Raw genomic sequence first — 21,437 nt, 5'->3', positions numbered from 1 at the left:
CTCCTCCGGATAGGAAGTCGTTAGATCGCTTCTTGGGTTTCTTGTTCGAAAGACGCTATCTGCGGAGCCTACTCTTTACGGAGACACTACAAAAGTAGTGTTTTGCCTGTTGTATGCGGGATGCGCCGATCCGGTGCAGCGTCCCCCGCATTGATTATGCGACCGGTAACACGCCTGCGTAATTCACTTCGGGCAAACCCTTAACGCCGGGGTTCAGCGCGAACACGCAGCCGTCATATTCGGTTGCACCTGTGCCCGGCCGAATGCTCGTGACATAGAGCGTCGAGTAATCGTCGCCACCGAATGCGCACATGGACGGCTTGCTTGCCGGTAGCGCGATTTCGCGATCGAGCGCGCCTTGCGGAGTGAATCGCAAGAGGCGGCCTGCGTCGTTGGCGCAGGTCCAGTAGCAGCCGTCGGCATCCACCGCCGCACCGTCCGGACGTCCCGCATGATGATGCAGGTCCGCAAACACGCGGCGATTGCGCGGCGTGCCGGTTTCAGGCTCGAAGTCGAACGCCCAGATCAGGCGCTTGGTCGGATGCGAGTCGGAGAGATACAGGGTCCTGCCATCGGGCGACCATGCGAGGCCGTTTTGCGTGACAAGGCCATCGACGATGGGCGCGGACAACTTGCCACGCTCATCGAAACGGTAGAGCTTGCCAGCAGGATTGCCGAGCGCCATGTCCTGCACCATCGTGCCGGCCCAGAAACGCCCTTGGCGGTCGCACCGGCCGTCGTTCATGCGCATGCCGGACACAAGGTGTTCCGGCGCTGCCAGAAGCCGCGTACGGGCTTCTCCGTGCTCGCCCAGGGTAACGCTGTGAAAACCGCTTTCCATGCCCGCTATGACGGTCCCTTGCGCGTCGAACGCAATGCACGCGACTTGCTCGGGACACTGCCACTCGTCGCGTCGGCCGCTCGCAACGAGCAGCCGCACGATTTTGCGCGCCGGAATATCGACCCAATACAGCGCGCTTTCTTTCGCACGCCATAGCGGACTTTCCCCTACCGTGGCGCGCCCTGCCGCTTCAATAACGCTCAACGCTTCTTCTCCATCGGTTCGCCGAGCACGAACGCGCCGCCTTGAAACTGTTGCGCGGGGTCGTCGCGTTCGTCCGTGGGCGCGCGCGTCGGGAACAGGCCGTCGAACTGCGTGGAGCTGTCCTGCGGATTGAAGCCGAGGAAACCGGCCTTCGCGTTGTCCCACCACTTCACCGGATTGTCGGAAGCGCCATACACCACCGCATGGCCGACGCGATTCGTGAACAGCGAGCAACGCACGAGTTCGACGAAATCGCGGTAGCTGAGATACGTCACGAGCATGCGCGGATTCTTCGGTTCTTCGAACGACGAACCGATACGCAGACACACCGTTTCGATACCGAAGCGATCGAAGTAATAGCGCGACAGCGATTCGCCGAAGCACTTGGTCACGCCATAAAGACTGTCCGGACGTTGCGGCGCATCGGCATCGATTACTTCGGTAACCGGATGAAAACCGATCGCGTGATTAGAACTCGCGAACACGATGCGCTTCACGCCATGACGCCGCGCCGCTTCGTAAATGTTGTACGTGCCGCGAATGTTCGCTTCGATCAGATCGTCGAACGGCGCATCGATGGAGATGCCGCCGAGATGAACGATGGCGTCCGTGCCTTCGACCAGACGCATGACCGCGTCGCGGTCCGCGAGATCGGCGGCGCTGACTTCCTCGTGCGCGGCGGCGTCGTCGAGCGGGGCGATGTCGGTGAGGCGCACCACGTCGGCCCAGTTCGCGAGCGGTTCGCGCAACTGACGGCCCAGGTTGCCGGCCGCGCCGGTCAGAAGCAGGCGCTTGAACGGTTTGGCCGCTGCGGTTGACTGGTTCATCGAAAAACTCCTGTGAATCGGGAAATCATTGAGTCATTGGAAGCACGCCGAGCGTGCCCGAAAGCAAATCATTAGAAAACGTTTTCGGCTGGTCCGCGAGTCTTCGCGGCATGGCCCCGGTGCTCGATCTGGCGTTATGAATGATGCATGCAAAATACCAAACGCGCAGCCGTTGTTTCCCGCTTTTCTGCGACAATGAGTTAAATCTGGAAACCCAAGGCGAAAACGTTAACCTGCATGAAAAAAACATCCCCGACCATTCGTGACGTCGCGGCCGCGGCGGGTGTATCAGTGGCGACCGTCTCCAAGTACATCAACGGCGCGCAACGATTCTCCGCACCGGTCGAAGCCCGGCTCAAGGCGGCGGTCGATTCGCTCGGCTACCGTTCCAATCCGCTCGCGCGCTCGATGATCACGGGCCGCACGCGCACCATTGGCCTGACCATCCTCGACATCAGCAATCCGCACTTCACCAACGTCGTGAAAGGCGCGAACCGGATCGCGCTCAGGCACGACTACACGCTGCTGCTCGTCGATATCGACGAAAACCAGGCGCGCGAACGGCCGCTGATCGAAGCGCTCGCCCAACGCGTGGACGGTCTGCTCGTCAGCTCGCGCCTGCCCGACGAAGACGCGCAATGGATGCTCGATCTCGGCAAGCCCGTCGTGCTGCTGCGCAACGCCGAACTGCCGATTCCGAGCGTGGGCATCAACAGCCGCCTTGCTACCTACATGCTTGCGCGCCATCTGCTCGACCTCGGGCATCGGCGCATTGCGTATCTTGGTTTCGAGCATGCACGCATCAACGATGAACGCATTCGCGGCGCGCGCGATTGTCTTGCCGAAGCAGGCCTCGAACTCGACGTCTACGAAGCGCACGCGCCGACTTCCGTCGCCGGCGAAAACGCCTGTTCCCGCGTGATGCTCGGACCGAAGCGGCCGCAAGCGGTCATCTGCTACAACGACCTGATCGCGCTCGGCTTCATGAAGGAAGCCGCCTCGCTCGGCATTCGCGTGCCGCAGGACGTGTCCGTCACCGGCGTGGACAACGTGCCTTATGGCGCATATGCCGCACCGGGCCTCACGACCGTCGACATCCAGAGCGAGAAGATGGGCGAGCTTGCCATGCAAAAACTCATCGACGCCCTCGCCGGCCATGCCGATCCGGTCAATCACATGTTCGAGCCGCGTCTGATCGTGCGCGAATCGACCGCTGCTGCCTGTGCTGCTTTGAATACATAATTCATCATTCATGATGCATCATCCGCCTCGAACAAGAGCGGACGATGCATCGCAAGACTACTTATGCCGGGAGCTTCGCCGGCGCCATCTTCGGCGTGAGGATATGCATGATCGCGAAGGCAATCAGATACGCCGATGCCCCGATCGCGAACAGCACCCAGTAGTGTCCCGTGCGTTGCAGGACCTGACCGATCACCTCCGAGAACAGCACGCCGCCGATGGAACCGGCCATGCCGCCGATGCCCACCACCGCGCCCACCGCCCGACGCGGGAACAGGTCGGAAGCCGTCGTGAACAGATTCGCGGACCAGCCCTGATGCGCCGCCGCAGCAAGACCGACGATCGCCACCGCCACCCACAGGTTTTCAGCTTGCGACACGAATGCGATCGGCAACACGGCGCATGCGCAGATCAGCATGGCGGTCTTGCGCGCGGCATTCACCGTCCAGCCCGCGCGCAGCAACGCCGATGAAATCCACCCACCGCCGATGCTGCCCACGGTCGTGATCGCATAGATCACCACGAGCGGCAGGCCGATATGCTGCATGTCCATGCCGCGCGACTCGTTAAGCCACTTCGGCAGCCAGAACAGATAGAACCACCACACCGGGTCCGTCAGGAACTTGCCGACGATGAACGCCCACGTCTCGCGCTGCTTGATGAGCACCTTGAAGCCCGGTGCGCCTGCTTTCGCGTGAGCGGCGTCGGCGGCCTTGGCTTCGTCGCCTTCGTCGGCGATTTCGTCTTCATACGCGCTGCCGTCCGGCTGGCGATACATCACGAACCACACCGCGAGCCACACGAGACCGATCGCGCCGATCATCACGAAGGCCGCGCGCCAGCCGAAGGCCACCGCGAGCGCCGGAATGATGGCGGGCGCGAACACCGCGCCGATGTTCGCACCCGAGTTGAAGATGCCGGTGGCAAGCGCCCGTTCGCGGCGCGGGAACCACTCGGCGGTCGTCTTGATCGCCGCCGGAAAGTTGCCGCCTTCGCCGATGCCGAGCAGCGCACGCACCATGGCGAAGCCCATCACCGAGCCGACCGCCGCGTGCAGCATCGCCGCGATACTCCAGATGAACATGGCCATTGCATACGAAATGCGTGTGCCGAGCCAGTCGACGATCCGCCCGAAGCACAGCAGACCGATGGCGTAAAACGCCGAAAACGCGATCACGATCCGGCCGTACTGCACCTGCGTCCAGCCGATGTCATGCTGCAACACCGGTGCGAGCAGGCCGAGAATCTGCCGGTCCATGTAGTTGATGACGGTGGCGAAAAAGAGCAGCGCGCACACGGTCCAGCGATATCGGCTGGCAACGCGTGCGACGCCGGCAACGGCAGTGTTCATTCGAGTCTCCGGGGACGCGGCGGCGCTCGTCGTGCCGCGTTCTCTGTTGCATGTCGGCGACGAGCGCCGTTGGCGTGGCCATGCGGTTTTGCATTCAAAATGCCGCACGCCATCCGTGGTTTGGAAAACGTTTTTTGGAGAATAGAGAAATTCGCCCGAAAAGCCAGCCCCGTGTTTGCCCTAATAAACGCGTTTTCCTTGCTTCCAAGCCTGTCGGGGAGCCATTCGAAGCCGATCCGCGATTCGAGTTAATCGTTTTACTCTTTGTTTCCTTGGTCGTTTTCTACGGGATGGCGAACGCATTTTGTGTTTTGCATGCCGCATGCAACCTGCCCGCCTGTATGATCGATGCCCGATAACAAAACGATACAAAACGCATCTCATGCCTGCTCGCCTGACGGGGTTCATCTTTTTGCTCGTGACCGCCACCGGGTGGGCGCTGAACTGGCCCGCCATGAAGGTGTTGCTGCGTGAGTGGCCGCCGCTTTTCTCGCGCGGCGTGGCGGGCGTGGCGGCGGCGCTGCTGCTCGGCGTCGTCGCCGTGTGCATGGGCGAGGATATTCGCGTGCCACGCACGTGGATTTCGCGCTTGCTGCTGGCCTCATCCACCAATGTCTTTGCGTGGATGGGGTTCTCCACGCTGTCGATGAAATGGCTCTCCGTCGGCGAAGGCGCGCTGCTTGTCTACACCATGCCGATCTGGTCGATGCTGCTCGCATGGCCCATTGCCGGGCGCAAGCCCTCCGCCGCCGGTTTCTGCGCACTCGCGCTCGGGTTGGCCGGCGTCGGCGTGTTGCTGTCGGCGCATGGCCTGTCGTTCGATTCGGGCAAGATCGCGGGCATCTCGTTCGCCCTGCTCGCCGCCGTGCTGTTCGCGCTCGGCACGGTTATCACGCATGCAGCCGTGCCGATTCCGCCCATCGCGCTCGTCGCATGGCAAGTGGGCATCGGCTGCGCGCCGATGATCGTGCTGGGACTTTTGATCGAACATCCGCGACTGTCCGCGCTCAAGGGCGATGGCTGGGCGGTGCTGATCTACATGAGCCTGGTGCCGATGGCCGTGTGCTATCTCGCGTGGTTCGCGACGCTCAGACGCTTGCCCGCCGAGCTCGCCTCGATCGGCATGCTGCTGGTGCCGATCATGGGAATAGTCGCGGCGGCGCTCGCGTTGGGCGAATCGCTCGGCGCGCGGGAAGCGATCGCGATGGCGCTAACGTTGTCCGGCGTCGCGCTGGCCATGCGTCAGCGGCGCTGATTGCCGATAAACGAATTAAAGCGGTGCCTTGGGATGAGGCGCATCGTCATACGCGCCCCAGATCGACTGGTCATAGTTCACCATCGAGCCGGTCATGAGGCCGGATTCGTCGCTGGCCATGAACGCGATGGCGCGCGCTGCCTCTTTCGGATCGATCAGCCGTCCGAACGGTTGCTCGGCAGCCGCGCGCGCGAGCCAGTCGTTGTCCGCACCGTGATGCGTGCGCTGAATGCGATCCTCGCCGTCACTCGCCATCCAGCCGAGATTAAGGCCGTTCACGCGAATGCGGTCGCGCAGGAGCGCATAGGCCGTGTTCTGCGTGAGCGTGGCCAACGCACCCTTCGATGCACAATAGGCCGCGATGAACGGCTGTCCCGATAGCGCCGACATCGAGCATACGTTCACGATCGACCCTTCTATGCGCTCTCGTTTCATGATGCGGATGGCTTCCTGCATCAAAAAGAATGGCGCGCGCACATTGGTGGCGAACATGCGGTCGAACAGTTCGGAGTCCGTATCGAGAATCGTGCCGCGATCGGTCGTCGCCGCCGCATTCACGAGCACGTCGAGGCGGCCGAACTTCGCATCGGCAGCGGCGATCACGGCGCGGCAATCTTCCACGCGCGCCAGGTCTGCCGCGACGAACTGCACTTGCGTGCCATGCGTTTCGGACAACTGCCGCGCCTTGGCTTCGCCCTTCTCTTTCGAGCGCGCGCAGATCACAATTCCCCGCGCGCCGCGTTCGGCGATCAGCGCCGCGACCGCCGCGCCCAGACCCTGTGCACCGCCCGTAATCACGACGACCTTGCCATCGAACCGGTTCATCGTTTGTTCTCCTTCGATTGATCGCGAGTGCTAAAGCAGCGACTTGAGCTTGATGTTCGAATCGGCAAGCGCATTTTCTTCGGGCTTGGCGCCACGCTCGATCAGCATGCGCGCGACTTTCATATCTTTGGCAATATCGCTGACGGTTCCAAAGCCACTGGCACCGATGAGCACGCCCTCCGCATCGATATAAAACTCAATGGAGCCAGCCTCCCGCTTCACCGTGCGCGTACCAAGCGACGGTTCACCCGCTACCTGCAATTGATGATCGTATTGATCCGACCAGAACCATGGAACCGCACGATAAGGCTCGCTTTCACCGAGCATGTTACGCGCGGCGATGCACGCTTGCGTCTCTGCGTTGTGCCATGTTTCCTGGCGAATGGGGCGCCCGGAAAAGCGGCTTGGAAAGATCGCCGCATCGCCTGCTGCATAGACATGCGGCGCCGAAGTCTCAAGCGTCGCGCTTACGATGATGCCGCGATCGACCGAAAGCCCGGCCGCACGCGCGAGTTCATCCGCCGGTTCGATACCGATGCCAACCAGCACGGTGTCTGCCCGTATGTTCTCAGTATTATTAAGGATTACCGAAAGCGAACCATCACGCATCCGCTCGATTGCCATAGGAGTGACATTCAAACGAACCAGCACGTCATTTCGTTCATGCAGGCGCTGCACTTGTGCCGCGATGGATTCAGGCACCACACGCCCAAGCAAGCGCGATGCACCTTCCAGCACGCATACTTCGCAACCGCGCATGCGCGCCGAAGCCGCCGCCTCCAGTCCGATGAATCCGCCGCCTATGATCGCCACGCGCGAACCTTTCACCAAGCGCGGTGCGATGCGCGCGGCGTCATCGAGTGTGCGAAGCGTATGCACGCCGTCGAGGTCCGCGCCGGAAATACTCAGGCGTCGCACATGTCCGCCAGTTGCAAGTAAAAGCGCTTCGTAGGCAATCGCGCTGCCGTCCGCAAGCGTGATTTCACGCTTGAAAGAATCGATTTGCACCGCTCGGGCGACAATACGTTCTATGCGGTCCCGGTGCCATTCTTCCTCGGTGCGCAAAAGACAATGCATTGCTTCGCGCTCGCCCGTCAGTAATTGCTTGGAAATAGGCGGACGCTCATACGGCCAGTGAGATTCCATTCCGATCATCACGATGCGTCCCGGCCAGCCGCGTTCGCGCAAGGTCTGCGCAGCGCGCCCGCCAACGTGCCCCGCGCCGACGATCGCCATGACGCGCTCGGGTAAATCGTTTGTCATCGCTCAAATCTCGATCAGGATGCGACCGCCTTCGACCCTTGCGGGATACGTTTTGAGCTTCACGCAAACCGGTGCGCCCAACGGCCGGCCGTCACGAATATCGAAGCGTCCATTGTGCTTCGGGCACTCGATGACATGATCCATGACGAGCCCATCGCTTAAATGAACCTGCTCGTGCGTGCATAGACCATCGCTTGCGAATACCACGTCATCGACGCGATAAATGGCGTAAGTGTGGCCGTCATGGTCGAAGCGCATCACGTCTTCGTCCTCGATATCGTCCAGTGCGGCCGCGTCGATCCATTGCGTCATGGCGCGTGTCTCCTGTATGAATTGTGAAGTGCGCTCAGGCTTGAGTGGCCACCGGCACGGGCCGCTCGACATGATAGGAAGGGTCGCGCGTCTGACGCAGCAACGTGGGAATGATTTCCGCATAGGCCGCGATCGTGCTCGGATAAGGCGGCGGCATGTCGTGCTTCACGACTTCATGCAAACCGGGCAAGGCGTGATAAGGCACCATCGGGAACATATGATGTTCGACGTGGTAATTCATGTTCAGATAGAGAAAGCGGAACACAGGATTCATTCGGATCGTGCGGCAGTTCTTGCGGTGGTCAAGCACGTTTTCCGGCATGCCCGCATGTTGTGTCAGCCCGAAGTAAAGATAGAGCCATGCGCCGTAAAGACTCGGCAGCCCGATATAGAGCAAGGGCAACACGCTTCGGAACACGAAACATGAAGCGATGACAACCGCATAAACTACCATCCAGATACGCGCTTCTCGAATGACTACCGGCCATTCGGACTCGGGCACGAAGGTCTTTTCTTCTTCGCCGATATTACCGAATGCCGCGCTGACTACCTTCGGCAATTCATTGGCGACGTGCTTGAGCGCGAATACATTGAGCAAGAGCGCCCGCCAGTCCGTTGGAACCGGCACGCCGATTTCCGGATCACGACCGACGACGAGCGTGTCCGTGTGATGCCGCGCGTGACTCCAGCGCCAGACCGTCGGACGACGAAACACCTGAAAGGAAGCCGCCTGATAAAGCGCCCGGTTCATCCAACTCGTCTTGAAAGCGGTGCCGTGACCACTCTCGTGCCAACGCGAATCCGCCGGGCTGCAATAGAGCGTGCCATAGAGAAAAAAGGCGGGAATGGCCCATAGACTTTGAGCGCGCCATGCAAGATAAGCGAGCGCGCCACTCGCGACGATGCCCGCGTACCAGATAACCGTATCGCGAATTGCGCGCGCGTCGCTGCGCTGCATGAGGGACTTCATGACCGGGCGCGCCACGACGCACTTGTACCAGGTTGCGTTGGCAAATCCCGCTGCTTTGGCGTGCTCGCCCGCTCCACCGATCAGTCGATACGCAACGTGCTTATCGCGGACCTCTGCGCCATGCGTTTGCTCTGTTTCCATCATGTTGTCTCATGAGATGATTGAATTCACATCATTTGTTTTTTGTTGAGTCGATAATAAGAGCCACGCGCAGCGCGCGCAATAAGGCACGCGATTTGGTATCTTTAGCCATCATCGCGCCTTTGGAAAAGACATCATTTACCTCAATCATGAGCAAGCGACCCACGCTGCAATCCGTGGCCGACGCCGCCGGCGTCAGCCCCGCCACGGTCGATCGCGTCTTTAACGGACGCATCGCGGTACGTGAAGGAACGGCCTTGCGCGTGATCGAAGCGGCCGAGCGAATCGGCTACCACGGCGCGGGGCTCATGCGAGAAAGGCTGCGCGCGCAACTCGGCGCGCAGCAGGAACGCTATACGCTCGGTTTTTGTCTGCAAAAGCGCGCGGATCCTTTCTATCAGACGTTTGCTCGCATCCTGACCGACAGTGCGGCGTTGCATGAGCCTGAGCGATGCACCGCCGTCATCGAATACATGGATGAACTCGAACCCGCATCCATCGCGCGCACACTGCTATCGCTCGGTGCTCAGGCCGATGCGCTCGGCGTGGTGGCGGTGGATCATCCACATGTCACTGCGGCGATCGAGACGCTGCATGGGCAAGGCAAGCCGACCGTCACACTGCTTTCCGATCTGAGCGCGCCGCTACGTGCGGGTTATATCGGCGTCGATCCACGTAAAAGCGGCCGGACGGCGGCATGGGCCGTCAGCCGCCTGAGCCGTCTTGAAACCGGCACGGTTGGCGTGTTCGTCGGTACACCGCGCTATCTCGGACAGGAAAGCTGCGAGATCAGTTTCCGCTCCTATTTGCGTGAGCATGCCCCTGGCCTTCGCGTGCTCGATACGCAAATCAATCTCGAAGACAAACAACTGGCTTACGAAGCAACGCTTGCCATGCTCGCGCGTCATGACGATCTCGCGGGCCTCTACATTCCCGGCGGCGGCGTGGGCGGCGTCATAAGGGCATTGCGCGAAGAAGCAGTGGGCCGGCGAATCGTGACGGTGTGTTCGGATTTGATGCCTGACCGATATGAAGCGCTCGTCGATGGCGTGATCGATCTCGTCATCGATACGCCGCTGCAACGTATCGCCGAAACTGCCGTTCAGGCCATGTTGCGCGCATTGCAAGCGCTGCCCGGCGAAACGGCGCAAGCGAGTCAGTATCCGTTGGCTGCACAGCTTTACACGCCGGAGAACGTGTGAAGCCATCCTAACTAAGCGCGAGTTCCTTGCATTTGTGTCCGTCTGGCTTGCATAGCCAACGTCCAGAGCTTAGGGTAACGCGCTTATACTCGTCACTGAGTTGAATCGGGACACCGATTTCGATTCATCAGTTCATGTGGCATCGGCATTGCTATAAGAAGCCATAACAGGCTGCCTGGCCATTGCACGTCATGCGAGCGGGGCATGTGAACCGTTTGCATGCTGCGCAATAAAGCACGAATGCACCAAAAGCGTAGTCGATGTCTGTCCTTTGTGCATATGGACAGACAAAAGCATGTGCCGAAGTGCATGCCTTCGCTACCTTTTAGCTCGGACCATCTAATCCACGGAGAAACAGAATATGCCGCTTGAGCGTGCCTCAGTGCGAGAATCGAACCGAGACACCCAGCCGCTGCTCAGCATCGTGGTGGCCGCTTACAACATCGAAGGTTATATCGAGGAAGCGCTCGAATCTCTTTTGACTCAGCCGTTGCTCGACAGAATGAGGATCATCGTTGTCGACGATGGTTCGACGGACGATACGTTCGCGGCCGCGCGCAGCGTGGTGGATCGCGATGGCGGCGCGCACATCGAGTTGCTGCATCAGCCCAATGCCGGGCTCAGCGCTGCGCGCAATACGGGACTCGCGGCAGTACGCACGCCTTATGTCGGCTTTCTCGATGGCGACGATATCTATTTGCAAGGCTTTTCTCAGGCGGTCATTCCATTGCTCGAGGAAAACGACTGGGACCTGCTCGAATACAACGTCAAGATCATCGACGACGATGGCAAGCATCTGGACGACATCACACTCGTTGCCAACGGCGCGAGCGGTGGACAGAAAATAGGTCACGCGGAACGCTGCGATTTCGCCGACAAGTTTCATAACTTCGCGTGGACGCGTTTGTATCGCACCACATTGTTCGAAGGCCTGACATTTCCGCCGGGACGGCATTACGAGGACATGGCCGTAGTGCCGCAACTCTTTCTCCGGGCAAAGAGCATTTATCGAATTCCGTCGCCGCTGATCGGGTATCGCCGGCGCTTCGGCAGCATCACGCAAAAAGCAAAATTGCGCGATATGCGCGACCTTCGCACCAACGGCATCGAAGCGCTCGCGCGCTGTGATGGCGGCGAGCTCGATGAATACTGGCTGACGGTTTTCGACCGGCTTTTTCAGCGCGCGCGGCATGTTTGCGCACGTGTCGATCACCGTTCGTTCAGGCAGGCGGCGGAAGTCTTGTCCGCGATGTCGGCGGACCATCGCCGTGCCTGCACGGCGCTTGCCGCGCGCGGCGGTCGCAAGTTCGAAGCGTTAAGCGCGTTCGATTTCAATCTGCGCGCGGATCGCTCTATTTTCTTCCTTAAAGGTCTCGTCAAGAAAGTCTTGCGGCGCAGTCTCGATCATCACGCTCGCGAGCGGCGCCCCGCTGTCTCGCGTCAACTCAGTGGATCGGCGCGCGGTCAATGATCGTCCGAATGCTGTCCGAGTCTGGTGTCAAAAGACGCTAAAGAATCGCGATAAACTAAGGGCATGGAAAAATGCCCTTACTGCGAGCGGATTCGTGACGAATGGGACTGTCACGGCCAAACGTGCCGGACTGCCATCGCGCGTGCGTTGCGTCGTCAGCGCATGGGTCTGCCGATGGTGGCCAAGGTCATCCGCAATGAAATTCCGCCGGGTGCGAGCACAGGCGAAGTGATCGCGCAACTTTCACGTCAGCGTCTCAAGGCGCGTCGCGCAAATGAAGAACGCCGCGCGCGCAAGGAAGCGGACGATCTCGATCTCAAGCCGTAGGCCTTAACTCATGGCGCTTTCGTTCGACCGCCGCGCTTCGTCGCGCCAGCCGCGCCTTCTTTCACGCATTCTCGTGAGCGCCATGCGCGCGACCTTGTGCCAGGCATAAGGCCGCGGATCCGCGACCATGCTGAGGGCGCGCGCATAGTCGAGCGTCAGTCCTGGCGTCCATGCCATGGTGACCGCGCGCTTGCGGATCTGCGCGGCGACCCATAATTCAGGCGTCACGATCATTCGAAACAATGCGCCCCAACCCGCACGCGCGCCGTATAGACGGCTCGCCGCGCCTTCGAGCGCGGCCTCGAGCGCGCGCGACACGCTGCTCGAACAATTGCGATGCGTGAGGTTATACGTCGTGTCCGCACGATAGGCATGCCAGAAGCGTTCGAGCCGAACCGGATCGTAATTGCGGATGCGCACGCGCATGGTCGAAGGGCACCATGCCTTCGATTCGATCGGATAGCTCGGCTGAAACACGCCCGGGACATCGTTTTCATGCGTTGCACGAAGCAGGCGCGCGAAGTCTTCCGGAGAACGATCTATTTCGGCGGCGGGATAAAGACTCACGTAGATGCCGTCCGGCGATTCAAGCGCTGCATGGCCTGTCGAAATAACGCCATTGCGATCCACCGCAGCGATATAGCGATCCACCAGCGGACGCCGCTGAACCTCCTGCTTCGACGAGCCCACCGGCGTCCAGACATGCACGGTCAGCGCGGGTTCGTCGTCGGCGGGAGGTCCATCCCATTCGTGTTTGCCGAATACAGGTGCTGCGCTTTCGACCGCACTTTCGACTGCGCTTGCTGCCTGCGCGCTTGCATCGCCCGCCAGCGCCGGGTTGCTTGCGAGCTTGCGTGCACGCGAAGCAATAAGAATAAGATTCCAGCCCGCGAATATGCAAAGCGCACCGACGCAATAAGGCACGGTCCCGACATAATGCGTCGGATAAGGTTGAAACATGAAAATGGCTAGCGCTATTTCAAAGATCGCAAAGCCCAGCGCGGTTTGCCAGCGTCGATACCGCACCACTAAAGCCGACGCCGCCTGCAATAAGCCATCGCTAAGAAATACCGCGCCTATGAGCAGAGAGAGAATGAAATTGCCGTGATGCGCGCCGCCAAGTATCAGCAAGGCCGCGATGAAAAAAGTCATGCCCTTCGCATACCGAAGCCTGCGTTGGCCGCCGACGCCCGACCATGCCACAGAGAGCGTGACCAGCCCTTCTCCCAGAAGGAACCAGCCGACCCACACAATGGGAAAGCCGAGCGCGCCATCGAGCGCATCGATGACAATGCCAATTCCCGCAAGCAGCAGCAGCCAGCCCGCCACCGTGAGACTTCGCCAGCGGTTGCGCAAATAGTCCACGCCCAGCAGGATCATGATCAGCTTGACCATTGTTATCGACTCTGGATATCAAGGATGGCGAGGAACCTGTGCGTGGACGTATGGTAATGCAGCATAAGCGCGTGCATTTGTTTAGCACGACCATTCGAAAACGGATTCTCCGATCACGCGAACCGATGAGGCCGCCATGTTCGAACAATGCCAGTGGATCAACGAGCCCGCCGAATGGCGTATCGACGGTGAAACGCTCCATGTCACGACCAATCCCCAGACCGATTTCTGGCGCAAGACGCATTACGGTTTCGTGCGCGACAGTGGGCATGTTTTCGCCGCCCGCGTGGATGGAGACTTTACGGTGGATGTCACAGTAAGCGGCGAATTTTCCGCCCTCTACGATCAGGCCGGACTGATGGTGCGCGAAAGCCCCGAGCGATGGGTCAAGGCCGGCGCGGAATACAACGACGGCGCGCTGACTTTCAGCACGGTACTGACCAATGAGTTTTCGGACTGGTCGCTTGGCGCACGCGCAAGAACGAATAAGTTTCGATTGCGCATGACGGTTGCCTCCAATGTGCTCAAGGTGCAATGCAGCACGGACGACGCCACATGGACGCTCATGCGTCTCGCGCCCTTCGCATCGTCAGGCGATACGCCGCATTGGTTCGTGGGCCCGATGTGCTGCACGCCGGAGCGCGGCGGTCTCGACGTTCGTTTCTCGGACTTCAGGATCGGGCCTCCGGTCGTGAAGGAGTTGCACGATATCGCGGTATAAGCCCGCTCCGTACAAATACTCATTGGCCACTTAGCCCGAGGCTTCCTACTATTCTGAAACGTTTCATTATTCATGGCTCTGAAAACACACGACGGCAAGCGCCTTGGATTCGAGAAAGAAAAACACCACCACACTCAAGGACGTCGCCAGCGCCGCCGGTGTCTCGCTAGGCACTGCATCCAAGGTGCTTGCCGGCACGGAAGGCGTGAGTCCCGCGCGGCGTCAACAGGTGTGGGATGCAGCGCGCCGGCTCGGCTACCGGCGCAACAGTCTTGCAGCCGAATTGCGCAGCAACCGTTCGACATCGGTCGGCTTCGTCGTGCCCGATCTCACGAATTCATTCTTTATCGAACTGCTTTGCGTCGTCGAGGATCATGCACTCGCCAGTGGTTATCGATTGCTTCTGGCGCATGCGCAGGAAGACCCTGAACGCGAGGCCGAACGCATTCGCTTTGTGTTGTCGCGACAGGTGGCGGGCATGATCATCATTCCGTGTCATGGCTACGAACATGCGATCGAGGAACTGCGCGCGTGCGATGTACCGCTCGTGATGGCCGACCGGGTCGACAACAGCTTTCCCGCGAACACGGTGACGACGGACAGCAAGCGCGCGGCACGCGATGGCACGGAGCATCTCATTGCGCTGGGGCATAAGCGCATCACGTTCATTGTCAACGCGCTCGATCTCGTCAACAGCCGCGAGCGCGCCGACGGCTATCTCGATGCGATGAAACGCGCAGGCCTCGCGCGTTATGCGCGCATCGTCGTGTGTGGCATGACGGATACCGAAAGTCACGCGGCAACGCTCGGACTGCTCTCGGAACGCGAGCGGCCCACCGCGCTTTTCACGGGCGCGAACGTGGCAACGCTCGGCGCTTTACGCGCGATACGCGATGCAGAACTGCGCCTGCCCGACGACATCTCTTTGCTTTCATTCGACGATGCGCCGTGGATGTCGGTATTGCATCCGCGCATCAGTTCGATTCATCAACCCGTGGAAGCGGTCGGACGGGCCATCTGGCAATTGCTGCACAAGCAATTGCAGGGCGAAGGCACGGAGCCTGTGCATCTTCGAATGAAGGCGGATTTGCTGGTGCGCGAAAGTACCGCGCCGCCGCCGGTGACAAGCAAGGAGACCCAGGCCGTTCAAGCGAACCATAGTCGCAAGCGGCAAGCACTATAACGTTTTATTTTTCGCACCACGAAAGCGGACAAACCCAAGGCCCGCGACCATAAAAGGAGAGAGACGCGATGGACACCAAACGACGCATCGTCACAGCAAGTCTTATTGCCGCGCCGCTCGCGAGCGCAATAGCGACTTTCTCGGCGCTCATGACGCAGCCCGCCTTTGCTCAAGGCAAAAAATATCGCTTCGGCTTCTCGCAGGTCACGACGGTCGAGCCGTGGCGCGTGCAATTCAACAAGGACATGAAGGCCGAAGCGGGCAAGCATCCTGAAGTGGAACTCATCATTGCCGACGCGGGCGATCGCACGGACAAGCAAAACGCCGACATGGAGAACTTCATCGCGCAGAAAATGGATGCGATCTTTATCTCGCCCAAGGAGTCGGCCGGTTTGACGGGCGTCGTCGAAAAGGCCTTCAAGGCAGGCATTCCCGTATTCGTTCTGGACCGCGAAGTAAATGGCGATCAGTTCACGCAATTCATCGGCGGCGACAACGTGCAGATCGGGCAGGAAGCCGGCAATTTCATCGTCAAGCTGCTGGGCGGGCCGGGCAAGGCGCAAGGGAGTCTGGTCGAGATATGGGGAGGCTTCGGCGCGCAGCCTGCGCACGATCGTCATGACGGCGCGGATAAGGCCATTGGCGCGGAAAAAGGCATCAAGCGCGTGGGCGAGCGCGTGGATTGCGACTGGAAGCAGGACAAGGCGTACGACTATATGAAAACCGTGCTGCGCGTGCAGCCCAAGATCGATGTGGTCTATGCGCACAACGATCCGATGGCCTACGGCGCGTATCTCGCCGCGAAAGATGCGGGACGCGACAAGGGCATCAAGTTCGTGGGCATCGACGGCTTGCCGCAGGAAGGCGCGACATGGGTCGAGCAAGGGCTGCTCGCGGGGACGTTCATGTATCCGACGCCGGGTGCGGAAGGCATTCGTCAATCGCTCAAGGTGCTGCATGGCGATAAGGTGCCCAAGAAAGTCACCTTGCCCACGCAAGGCATTTTCGCGGATAACGCCAAGCAATATATCGCGAGTCACTAAAGAACGAATGAAGATAAGCGGCGTGCTTTCTTTAGCACGCCGCTTATAAGAAACGGGAGGATCTGGATGGCCACCGTCACCGCGCCGCTCATCGAGGCCACTGGACTATCCATCGCATTCAATGGCAGCCCCGCGCTCAACGGTGTCGATTTCGACATTGCAGCGGGCGAGATTCATGCGCTCGTCGGCGAGAACGGTGCGGGCAAGTCGAGCCTCATGAAAATTCTGGGTGGACTCTATAAGCCGGATAGCGGAAATATCCGCGTGAATGGCGAAAACCTGAGTCTTGCAAGCGTCAACGATGCCACGCGTGCGGGCATTGCGATCATTCATCAGGAATTGAATCTGGTCGATACGCTCTCGGCGGTCGATAATATTTTTCTCGGCAAGGAATTGCGTACACGTTCGGGCTTTCCCGACCGGCGCGCAATGCAGGCGGCTTCAAAGAAAATACTTGGGCAACTCGGGTTTCGCCTGTCGCCGGATGCGCTCGTCGGCGCGTTGCGCGTGGGAGAGAAACAGCTCGTCGAAATCGCCAAGGCGCTGCTCGCGGATGCACGCGTGCTCATCATGGACGAACCTACGTCTGCACTTTCCGATACTGAAACCAAGGCACTTTTGGGCCTGACACGCGATCTGCGCGAACGCGGCATGGGCATCGTGCTGATCAGCCATCGTCTGGGTGAAGTGTTCGCGGTAGCGGATCGCGTGACCGTGCTGCGCGACGGACGGCGTATCGCGACCTTGCCGATGCAACAGGTCGAATCGTCTGCCGCGCTGGTCTCGATGATGATCGGCAAAGACTTCGCACCGCCCGAAAGAAGCGTGGCCGAAGCGCCCGAACATCGCACGCTGGCTGTGGACGTATGCGCGCTCACGCTATTCAGCGCAGCACGCGCAATGATAGAAGACGTTTCCTTCTCGGTGCAGCAAGGCGAGGTATTCGGCATCTCAGGACTGCTGGGCGCGGGTAAGACTGAAATACTCGAAGCGATCTTCGGCATGTCGCCTTATAGGCGTGAAGGCGATATCCGTATAGAGAACAGCGCTCATGCTTTCGATTCGCCGGAACGTGCCGCTGCCGCCGGGCTTGCCTTCGTCACGGAAGATCGCAAGAAAGACGGACTCGTGCTCGATCAATCGCTCGAAGCCAATCTATTGCTGCCGTCGCTTTCGCGTGCGCCGGGCTTTCCCTTTTACCGGCGTAAGCGCTTGCATGCGTGGGCTGCATCGCAGGCACGTGCATCGAATGTCAAGCATCGCACCTTGGCGCAGGAGGTGAGCACGCTATCGGGCGGCAATCAGCAAAAGCTCATCATCGGCAAATGGCTCATGACACGTCCGCGTGTTCTTCTGCTCGATGAACCCACGCGCGGCGTCGATGTCGCGGCCAAGGCCGAAATCTATCGGCAAGTGCTCGCAGCCGCCCGCGAAGGCGTGACGGTGATTGTCGCGAGTTCCGAGATCGACGAACTCATGCTGTTGTCCGACCGCATTCTCGTGATGTGCGAAGGACGCGCGCGCGGCGTACTTACACGCGAGGACTTTTCGAGCGAACGGCTTATCGAAATGGCCTCACCCTGAACGGAGATTCTCACCATGCTTCACGCGCAGGACCAACTCGCGGAACCCGCGGCCACGGCGCGGCAACGACATCTCAGCACGCTGCTCACGGTGCTCAAGTATTACCTTGGCCTGATCGTGTTGCTCGTGGTCGGCGCATTCACCTCGCCGCACGCAGCGGACGGCAGCAACATATTCTTGTCTAGCGCGAATATCTCGGATGTGTTCCGGCAAGTCGCCAACGTCGGCGTGATTTCGATTGGCATGACGCTCGTCATCATTACGGCGGGCATCGATCTTTCTGTCGGCGCGATCATGGGACTGGGCAGCGTGCTCACGGCCATGCTGCTCACCACGGACGGATGGAGCCGCGCGACCTATGCCTCGATCGTGCTCGATGCAATCTCGATGTTCGCGATCGTGCTTGCTGCGATCAACGTCGCACGCGGTTTCCTGCGTGCGCGTCGGGGCCAGCATGCGCTGCGTGCCCGGCCTGCGTCGATCGTGCCGCAACTCGGCGCGGCGCTCGTGGTGACCGCGCTAGGCTGTGCTTATATCGCGCTGCATGGCGGCCATCGCATGCCCTTGCTCGCGGTGATGTGGATCGTGCCGCTCGCGGGCTGCACGCTCGGCGCGCTCAATGGCTGGATCATCACGCACGGACGCATGCAGCCCTTCATCGTGACGCTCGCGGCCATGGTGGGCGTGCTGGGCGCGGCACGTCTGATCGCGGGGCAGGACACGGCCGTCTATTCGATCTATAGCGGCAGCAATGCAACGACCGATATCGAAGCCCTGCGCGCCTTGCTGTTCAATATCGTTCCAGTGCCCGCGTTGTTCTTTATCGTGATCGCGCTGGTGGTCGGGTTCGTCATGAACCGCACTATCTTCGGCAAATATCTCTATGCAATTGGCGGCAACGAAAAATGCGCAGTGGTTTCGGGCCTCGCGGTCGCGCGTCACAAGATGGCGGCTTACGCGATTTCCGGCCTGCTGTCCGCGCTCGTCGGCGTGCTCTATGCGGCCCAATACCGGCAAGGCAAGGCAGATGCCGGCATGGGCTGGGAACTGGATGCGATCGCCGCCGTGGTGATAGGCGGGACGAGTCTTTCTGGTGGCGTGGGGCGCGTGTCGGGAACCGTTGCGGGCGTGCTGATCTTTGGCTTCCTTAGCAATATTCTTCTGCTCAATGATATCGACAGCAACACGCAGCTCGTGCTCAAAGGGCTCATCATCGTCATCGCGGTATTCCTGCAACAAACCGATGTGGGCAAGCGGCGCGGCTGGTTCAGGCGCAAGACTCAAAAGTCATGATCAGGTGTCGAAGTCGATACCCATTGCCCGCAATTGCCGCATGCCGCTGGCGAGATGGGCTCGCGCGCTTTCCGCGTCGCCGGCGCGCATCTGTTCGTAGCTGCGTTGCGCCACGTCGTGAGGCACCGGTTTGAGCGGACGGTTGCTGCTCATCGCGCGCAATTGCACGTCTGCGGCGCGTTCCAGATAGTAGAGATCGTCCCATGCCTCGGCAATGCTCGCGCCCGCGACCATCACGCCATGATTCTTGAGAAAGAGAATGTCCGCATCGCCCATGGAATCCGCGATGCGGTCGCCTTCCGAATCGTCTAGCGCCAGTCCGTTGTAGTGTTCGTCCACCGCCGTGCGCCCATAGAATTTCAGTGATGTCTGGCCGAGCCACAGAAGCGGCGGCCCGTCGAGCAGACAAAGCGCGGTCGCATTCGGCATGTGCGTGTGAAACGCAGCCTTGACGCGCGGCATCCGCCGATGCAACCGCGCATGGATATAGAACGCCGTCGCTTCGGGCTGCCCTTCTCCGTCTATCACGCGGCCGTCCAGATCGCAGATCAGCAAACGCGATGCGGTGATTTCGCTGAAGGCGTAGCCATAGGGATTCACGAAGAACAGATCGTCGTGGCCCGGAACCATTGCCGAGAAGTGATTGCAAATGCCCTCCTCCAAGCCATGCAGCGCCGCGAGACGAAAACACGCGGCGAGTTGCGCGCGTGCATCGGCAATGTCGCGAGATTCGAAATTCAATGGGCGAGACGAGAGGTGTTCGCGCGTCGTGTAAAAGGTATGAGCCATATCAAGAGTTCGCGTTGTCTTTATGCGCTCAAGTCTGCCCGGAGATTGGGTTTGGCGTTGCGGAAAAGAATTCCCTTTAGCGCAAACGGAAAAATAGACCGACCATGCTAAGCGCGGATGTGTAATTTCGCCATCTGTTACGCCCTTATGTCTGGGTTCTTAGCAAAAACGCTTATTGGACTTGTCGCTTATGTCATGGTAAAAATCCTTGCCGCTCGAAATTCGAGCGCATTTTCAACGTCATTCGTTTCAATGGGATTCGGTCAAATGGCAACAGGTACAGTGAAGTGGTTCAACGACGCAAAGGGTTATGGTTTCATCACGCCGGACGACGGCGGCGAAGACCTGTTTGCTCATTTCTCTGAAATCCAGTCAAAGGGTTTCAAGTCGCTGCAGGAAAACCAGAAGGTGACCTTCGAAGTCAAGCAAGGCCCCAAGGGCAAGCAGGCTTCGACGATTCAACCTGTCTGATCGACTGCATCGCCTGAGATACAAGACGGCCCTTCGGGGCCGTTTTCTTTTGGTGCACCACATGACCGCTTCAGGAAAAGCTAAAACTGGTATACCAAAAGGTCTTTGCTCAAAGCTCTAAACTAAAAAGAAATAAATCAGTAGAATCAGCTCTGCTGTTAAAGCCCGGTCAATCCATTCTTTGCAGACTCGCGTGAATCCGCATCAGCCAACCACTCGCCGCTATTCACTGCGGCATGCCTCCCGCGCTTCCTTCTTTGCCTTCATTCTCTATGTTTTGGCATGTAATGCACACGCGCAAACGTTTTCGTCAGATTCTCGCGCCGTGCGCTTCGTCACCGAAATCGTACTCAATGACTTTCATACCGCTCAGGCCGGCGGCGGTTATGTCTTCTCTTACGACGGGCACGAGACCGACGACACGCTCGTCGCCAAGCTTCAACGCTGGTTTTCCGGCAAGGCACCCCAAGCAATCGGCATGGAGCCTCCGGAAAAACAAATGCTGTTCGGTTTCTACTGGGCCGCAACCATGATGTCCGCCAACTCGCCCTGCTTCGCTGTCATGGCCAACGACGGCTGTCAGGACGAGCTTTCGAAGTGGCTGGCGCTCGAGATGAGTGACGATCCCCGCTTTGTGCGCGCGTACCGGGCAGCCAGTGCGGCCCTAGGCTTACCGCCGCTGGACCGTACCGGACGTTAGCCCTTAGTCCACTTGCGAAGCCGCTTG

At 59.8% G+C, this 21,437-nt stretch carries 22 protein-coding genes; 12 read left to right on the top strand and 10 right to left on the bottom strand.

Annotated features, from left to right (window positions below):
• Positions 1-154 precede the first annotated feature (154 nt).
• Together ACZCWR_RS29290 and ACZCWR_RS29285 are read right to left on the bottom strand one after the other, a co-directional pair.
• Positions 155-1,045: an SMP-30/gluconolactonase/LRE family protein gene (locus tag ACZCWR_RS29290; protein ID WP_487305167.1), complete on the bottom strand. Its 891-nt coding sequence runs from the start codon at positions 1,043-1,045 to the stop codon at positions 155-157.
• Entirely contained in the window at positions 1,042-1,872 is an 831-nt protein-coding gene (locus ACZCWR_RS29285; protein WP_487305166.1) for an NAD-dependent epimerase/dehydratase family protein, read from the bottom strand. Before ACZCWR_RS29285 ends, ACZCWR_RS29290 begins: the two co-directional genes overlap by 4 nt.
• 237 nt (positions 1,873-2,109) lie before the next feature.
• Between ACZCWR_RS29285 and ACZCWR_RS29280 the strand changes: the two genes are divergently transcribed.
• A complete protein-coding gene (locus ACZCWR_RS29280) occupies positions 2,110-3,114 on the top strand; it encodes a LacI family DNA-binding transcriptional regulator (RefSeq protein ID WP_487305165.1) in 1,005 nt (334 codons plus the stop codon).
• Positions 3,115-3,175: 61 nt separating this feature from the next.
• Here the strand turns inward: ACZCWR_RS29280 and ACZCWR_RS29275 are convergent, their stop codons facing one another.
• Complete coding sequence (locus ACZCWR_RS29275; RefSeq protein ID WP_487305164.1) at positions 3,176-4,465, bottom strand: MFS transporter; 1,290 nt, start codon at positions 4,463-4,465, stop codon at positions 3,176-3,178.
• Positions 4,466-4,847: 382 nt separating this feature from the next.
• Between ACZCWR_RS29275 and ACZCWR_RS29270 the strand changes: the two genes are divergently transcribed.
• Positions 4,848-5,720, top strand: a complete 873-nt coding sequence (locus tag ACZCWR_RS29270) for a DMT family transporter (protein WP_487305163.1) — start codon at positions 4,848-4,850, stop codon at positions 5,718-5,720.
• 15 nt (positions 5,721-5,735) lie between these two features.
• Here ACZCWR_RS29270 and ACZCWR_RS29265 read toward each other — a convergent pair whose 3' ends face one another.
• The 5 genes from ACZCWR_RS29265 to ACZCWR_RS29245 are packed head-to-tail and all read right to left on the bottom strand — an operon-like array spanning position 5,736 to position 9,397.
• Entirely contained in the window at positions 5,736-6,545 is an 810-nt protein-coding gene (locus ACZCWR_RS29265) for an SDR family oxidoreductase (protein ID WP_487305162.1), read from the bottom strand.
• A gap of 30 nt (positions 6,546-6,575) precedes the next feature.
• The gene (locus ACZCWR_RS29260; RefSeq protein ID WP_487305161.1) at positions 6,576-7,808 is read right to left on the bottom strand and encodes an NAD(P)/FAD-dependent oxidoreductase; all 1,233 of its coding nucleotides are present in this window, start codon (positions 7,806-7,808) and stop codon (positions 6,576-6,578) included.
• Positions 7,809-7,811: 3 nt separating this feature from the next.
• A complete protein-coding gene (locus ACZCWR_RS29255) occupies positions 7,812-8,120 on the bottom strand; it encodes a non-heme iron oxygenase ferredoxin subunit (protein ID WP_487305160.1) in 309 nt (102 codons plus the stop codon).
• A gap of 34 nt (positions 8,121-8,154) precedes the next feature.
• Complete coding sequence (locus tag ACZCWR_RS29250) at positions 8,155-9,234, bottom strand: fatty acid desaturase family protein (RefSeq protein WP_487305159.1); 1,080 nt, start codon at positions 9,232-9,234, stop codon at positions 8,155-8,157.
• Between the two features lie 28 nt (positions 9,235-9,262).
• Positions 9,263-9,397, bottom strand: a complete 135-nt coding sequence (locus tag ACZCWR_RS29245) for a hypothetical protein (protein WP_487305158.1) — start codon at positions 9,395-9,397, stop codon at positions 9,263-9,265.
• Between ACZCWR_RS29245 and ACZCWR_RS29240 the strand changes: the two genes are divergently transcribed.
• The 3 genes from ACZCWR_RS29240 to ACZCWR_RS29230 all read left to right on the top strand — a co-directional run bounded on the left by ACZCWR_RS29240 (position 9,381) and on the right by ACZCWR_RS29230 (position 12,231).
• A complete protein-coding gene (locus ACZCWR_RS29240) occupies positions 9,381-10,433 on the top strand; it encodes a LacI family DNA-binding transcriptional regulator (RefSeq protein ID WP_487305157.1) in 1,053 nt (350 codons plus the stop codon). The two genes, ACZCWR_RS29245 and ACZCWR_RS29240, sit on opposite strands and share 17 nt — an antisense overlap.
• 382 nt (positions 10,434-10,815) lie before the next feature.
• The gene (locus ACZCWR_RS29235; protein ID WP_487305156.1) at positions 10,816-11,904 is read left to right on the top strand and encodes a glycosyltransferase family 2 protein; all 1,089 of its coding nucleotides are present in this window, start codon (positions 10,816-10,818) and stop codon (positions 11,902-11,904) included.
• Between the two features lie 63 nt (positions 11,905-11,967).
• A complete protein-coding gene (locus ACZCWR_RS29230; RefSeq protein ID WP_487305155.1) occupies positions 11,968-12,231 on the top strand; it encodes a hypothetical protein in 264 nt (87 codons plus the stop codon).
• Between the two features lie 3 nt (positions 12,232-12,234).
• On the opposite strand, the gene ACZCWR_RS29225 is transcribed toward ACZCWR_RS29230, so the two are convergent.
• On the bottom strand, positions 12,235-13,626 hold the full coding sequence (locus ACZCWR_RS29225; RefSeq protein ID WP_487305154.1) for an HdeD family acid-resistance protein: 1,392 nt from the start codon (positions 13,624-13,626) through the stop codon (positions 12,235-12,237).
• 136 nt (positions 13,627-13,762) lie between these two features.
• On the opposite strand from ACZCWR_RS29225, the gene ACZCWR_RS29220 reads away from it, so the two are divergent.
• The 5 genes from ACZCWR_RS29220 (at position 13,763) to ACZCWR_RS29200 (ending at position 19,450) form a co-directional block, all read left to right on the top strand.
• Complete coding sequence (locus ACZCWR_RS29220; protein ID WP_487305153.1) at positions 13,763-14,347, top strand: DUF1349 domain-containing protein; 585 nt, start codon at positions 13,763-13,765, stop codon at positions 14,345-14,347.
• 103 nt (positions 14,348-14,450) lie between these two features.
• Positions 14,451-15,530 (top strand): LacI family DNA-binding transcriptional regulator, encoded by a 1,080-nt coding sequence (locus ACZCWR_RS29215; protein WP_487305152.1) that lies wholly within the window; start codon positions 14,451-14,453, stop codon positions 15,528-15,530.
• Between the two features lie 68 nt (positions 15,531-15,598).
• Positions 15,599-16,573, top strand: a complete 975-nt coding sequence (locus tag ACZCWR_RS29210; RefSeq protein ID WP_487305151.1) for a substrate-binding domain-containing protein — start codon at positions 15,599-15,601, stop codon at positions 16,571-16,573.
• Positions 16,574-16,639: 66 nt separating this feature from the next.
• Positions 16,640-18,157: a sugar ABC transporter ATP-binding protein gene (locus ACZCWR_RS29205; RefSeq protein WP_487305150.1), complete on the top strand. Its 1,518-nt coding sequence runs from the start codon at positions 16,640-16,642 to the stop codon at positions 18,155-18,157.
• 15 nt (positions 18,158-18,172) lie between these two features.
• The gene (locus ACZCWR_RS29200; protein WP_487305149.1) at positions 18,173-19,450 is read left to right on the top strand and encodes an ABC transporter permease; all 1,278 of its coding nucleotides are present in this window, start codon (positions 18,173-18,175) and stop codon (positions 19,448-19,450) included.
• On the opposite strand, the gene ACZCWR_RS29195 is transcribed toward ACZCWR_RS29200, so the two are convergent.
• Positions 19,451-20,239, bottom strand: a complete 789-nt coding sequence (locus ACZCWR_RS29195; RefSeq protein ID WP_487305148.1) for an aldolase — start codon at positions 20,237-20,239, stop codon at positions 19,451-19,453. It lies immediately after the preceding gene.
• A gap of 267 nt (positions 20,240-20,506) precedes the next feature.
• Between ACZCWR_RS29195 and ACZCWR_RS29190 the strand changes: the two genes are divergently transcribed.
• Both ACZCWR_RS29190 and ACZCWR_RS29185 read left to right on the top strand, forming a co-directional pair.
• A complete protein-coding gene (locus ACZCWR_RS29190) occupies positions 20,507-20,710 on the top strand; it encodes a cold-shock protein (protein ID WP_487305147.1) in 204 nt (67 codons plus the stop codon).
• 193 nt (positions 20,711-20,903) lie between these two features.
• Positions 20,904-21,410, top strand: coding sequence for a hypothetical protein (locus ACZCWR_RS29185; protein WP_487305146.1), 507 nt, complete (start codon positions 20,904-20,906; stop codon positions 21,408-21,410).
• Positions 21,411-21,437 lie beyond the last annotated feature (27 nt).

The sequence above is a fragment of the Caballeronia sp. A2-2 genome (assembly GCF_057612605.2).
This window is presented reverse-complemented; position numbering and strand designations above follow the sequence as displayed.

What these genes read in the sequence shown, in the direction of transcription:
- ACZCWR_RS29200 (WP_487305149.1), top strand. Translation starts at nt 18,173, where the DNA reads ATGCTTCACGCGCAGGACCAACTCGCGGAACCCGCGGCCACGGCGCGG.
- ACZCWR_RS29285 (WP_487305166.1), bottom strand. Translation starts at nt 1,872, where the DNA reads ATGAACCAGTCAACCGCAGCGGCCAAACCGTTCAAGCGCCTGCTTCTG.
- ACZCWR_RS29250 (WP_487305159.1), bottom strand. Translation starts at nt 9,234, where the DNA reads ATGATGGAAACAGAGCAAACGCATGGCGCAGAGGTCCGCGATAAGCAC.
- ACZCWR_RS29270 (WP_487305163.1), top strand. Translation starts at nt 4,848, where the DNA reads ATGCCTGCTCGCCTGACGGGGTTCATCTTTTTGCTCGTGACCGCCACC.
- ACZCWR_RS29195 (WP_487305148.1), bottom strand. Translation starts at nt 20,239, where the DNA reads ATGGCTCATACCTTTTACACGACGCGCGAACACCTCTCGTCTCGCCCA.
- ACZCWR_RS29265 (WP_487305162.1), bottom strand. Translation starts at nt 6,545, where the DNA reads ATGAACCGGTTCGATGGCAAGGTCGTCGTGATTACGGGCGGTGCACAG.
- ACZCWR_RS29280 (WP_487305165.1), top strand. Translation starts at nt 2,110, where the DNA reads ATGAAAAAAACATCCCCGACCATTCGTGACGTCGCGGCCGCGGCGGGT.
- ACZCWR_RS29230 (WP_487305155.1), top strand. Translation starts at nt 11,968, where the DNA reads ATGGAAAAATGCCCTTACTGCGAGCGGATTCGTGACGAATGGGACTGT.
- ACZCWR_RS29255 (WP_487305160.1), bottom strand. Translation starts at nt 8,120, where the DNA reads ATGACGCAATGGATCGACGCGGCCGCACTGGACGATATCGAGGACGAA.
- ACZCWR_RS29210 (WP_487305151.1), top strand. Translation starts at nt 15,599, where the DNA reads ATGGACACCAAACGACGCATCGTCACAGCAAGTCTTATTGCCGCGCCG.
- ACZCWR_RS29205 (WP_487305150.1), top strand. Translation starts at nt 16,640, where the DNA reads ATGGCCACCGTCACCGCGCCGCTCATCGAGGCCACTGGACTATCCATC.
- ACZCWR_RS29275 (WP_487305164.1), bottom strand. Translation starts at nt 4,465, where the DNA reads ATGAACACTGCCGTTGCCGGCGTCGCACGCGTTGCCAGCCGATATCGC.
- ACZCWR_RS29225 (WP_487305154.1), bottom strand. Translation starts at nt 13,626, where the DNA reads ATGGTCAAGCTGATCATGATCCTGCTGGGCGTGGACTATTTGCGCAAC.
- ACZCWR_RS29190 (WP_487305147.1), top strand. Translation starts at nt 20,507, where the DNA reads ATGGCAACAGGTACAGTGAAGTGGTTCAACGACGCAAAGGGTTATGGT.
- ACZCWR_RS29220 (WP_487305153.1), top strand. Translation starts at nt 13,763, where the DNA reads ATGTTCGAACAATGCCAGTGGATCAACGAGCCCGCCGAATGGCGTATC.
- ACZCWR_RS29260 (WP_487305161.1), bottom strand. Translation starts at nt 7,808, where the DNA reads ATGACAAACGATTTACCCGAGCGCGTCATGGCGATCGTCGGCGCGGGG.
- ACZCWR_RS29240 (WP_487305157.1), top strand. Translation starts at nt 9,381, where the DNA reads ATGAGCAAGCGACCCACGCTGCAATCCGTGGCCGACGCCGCCGGCGTC.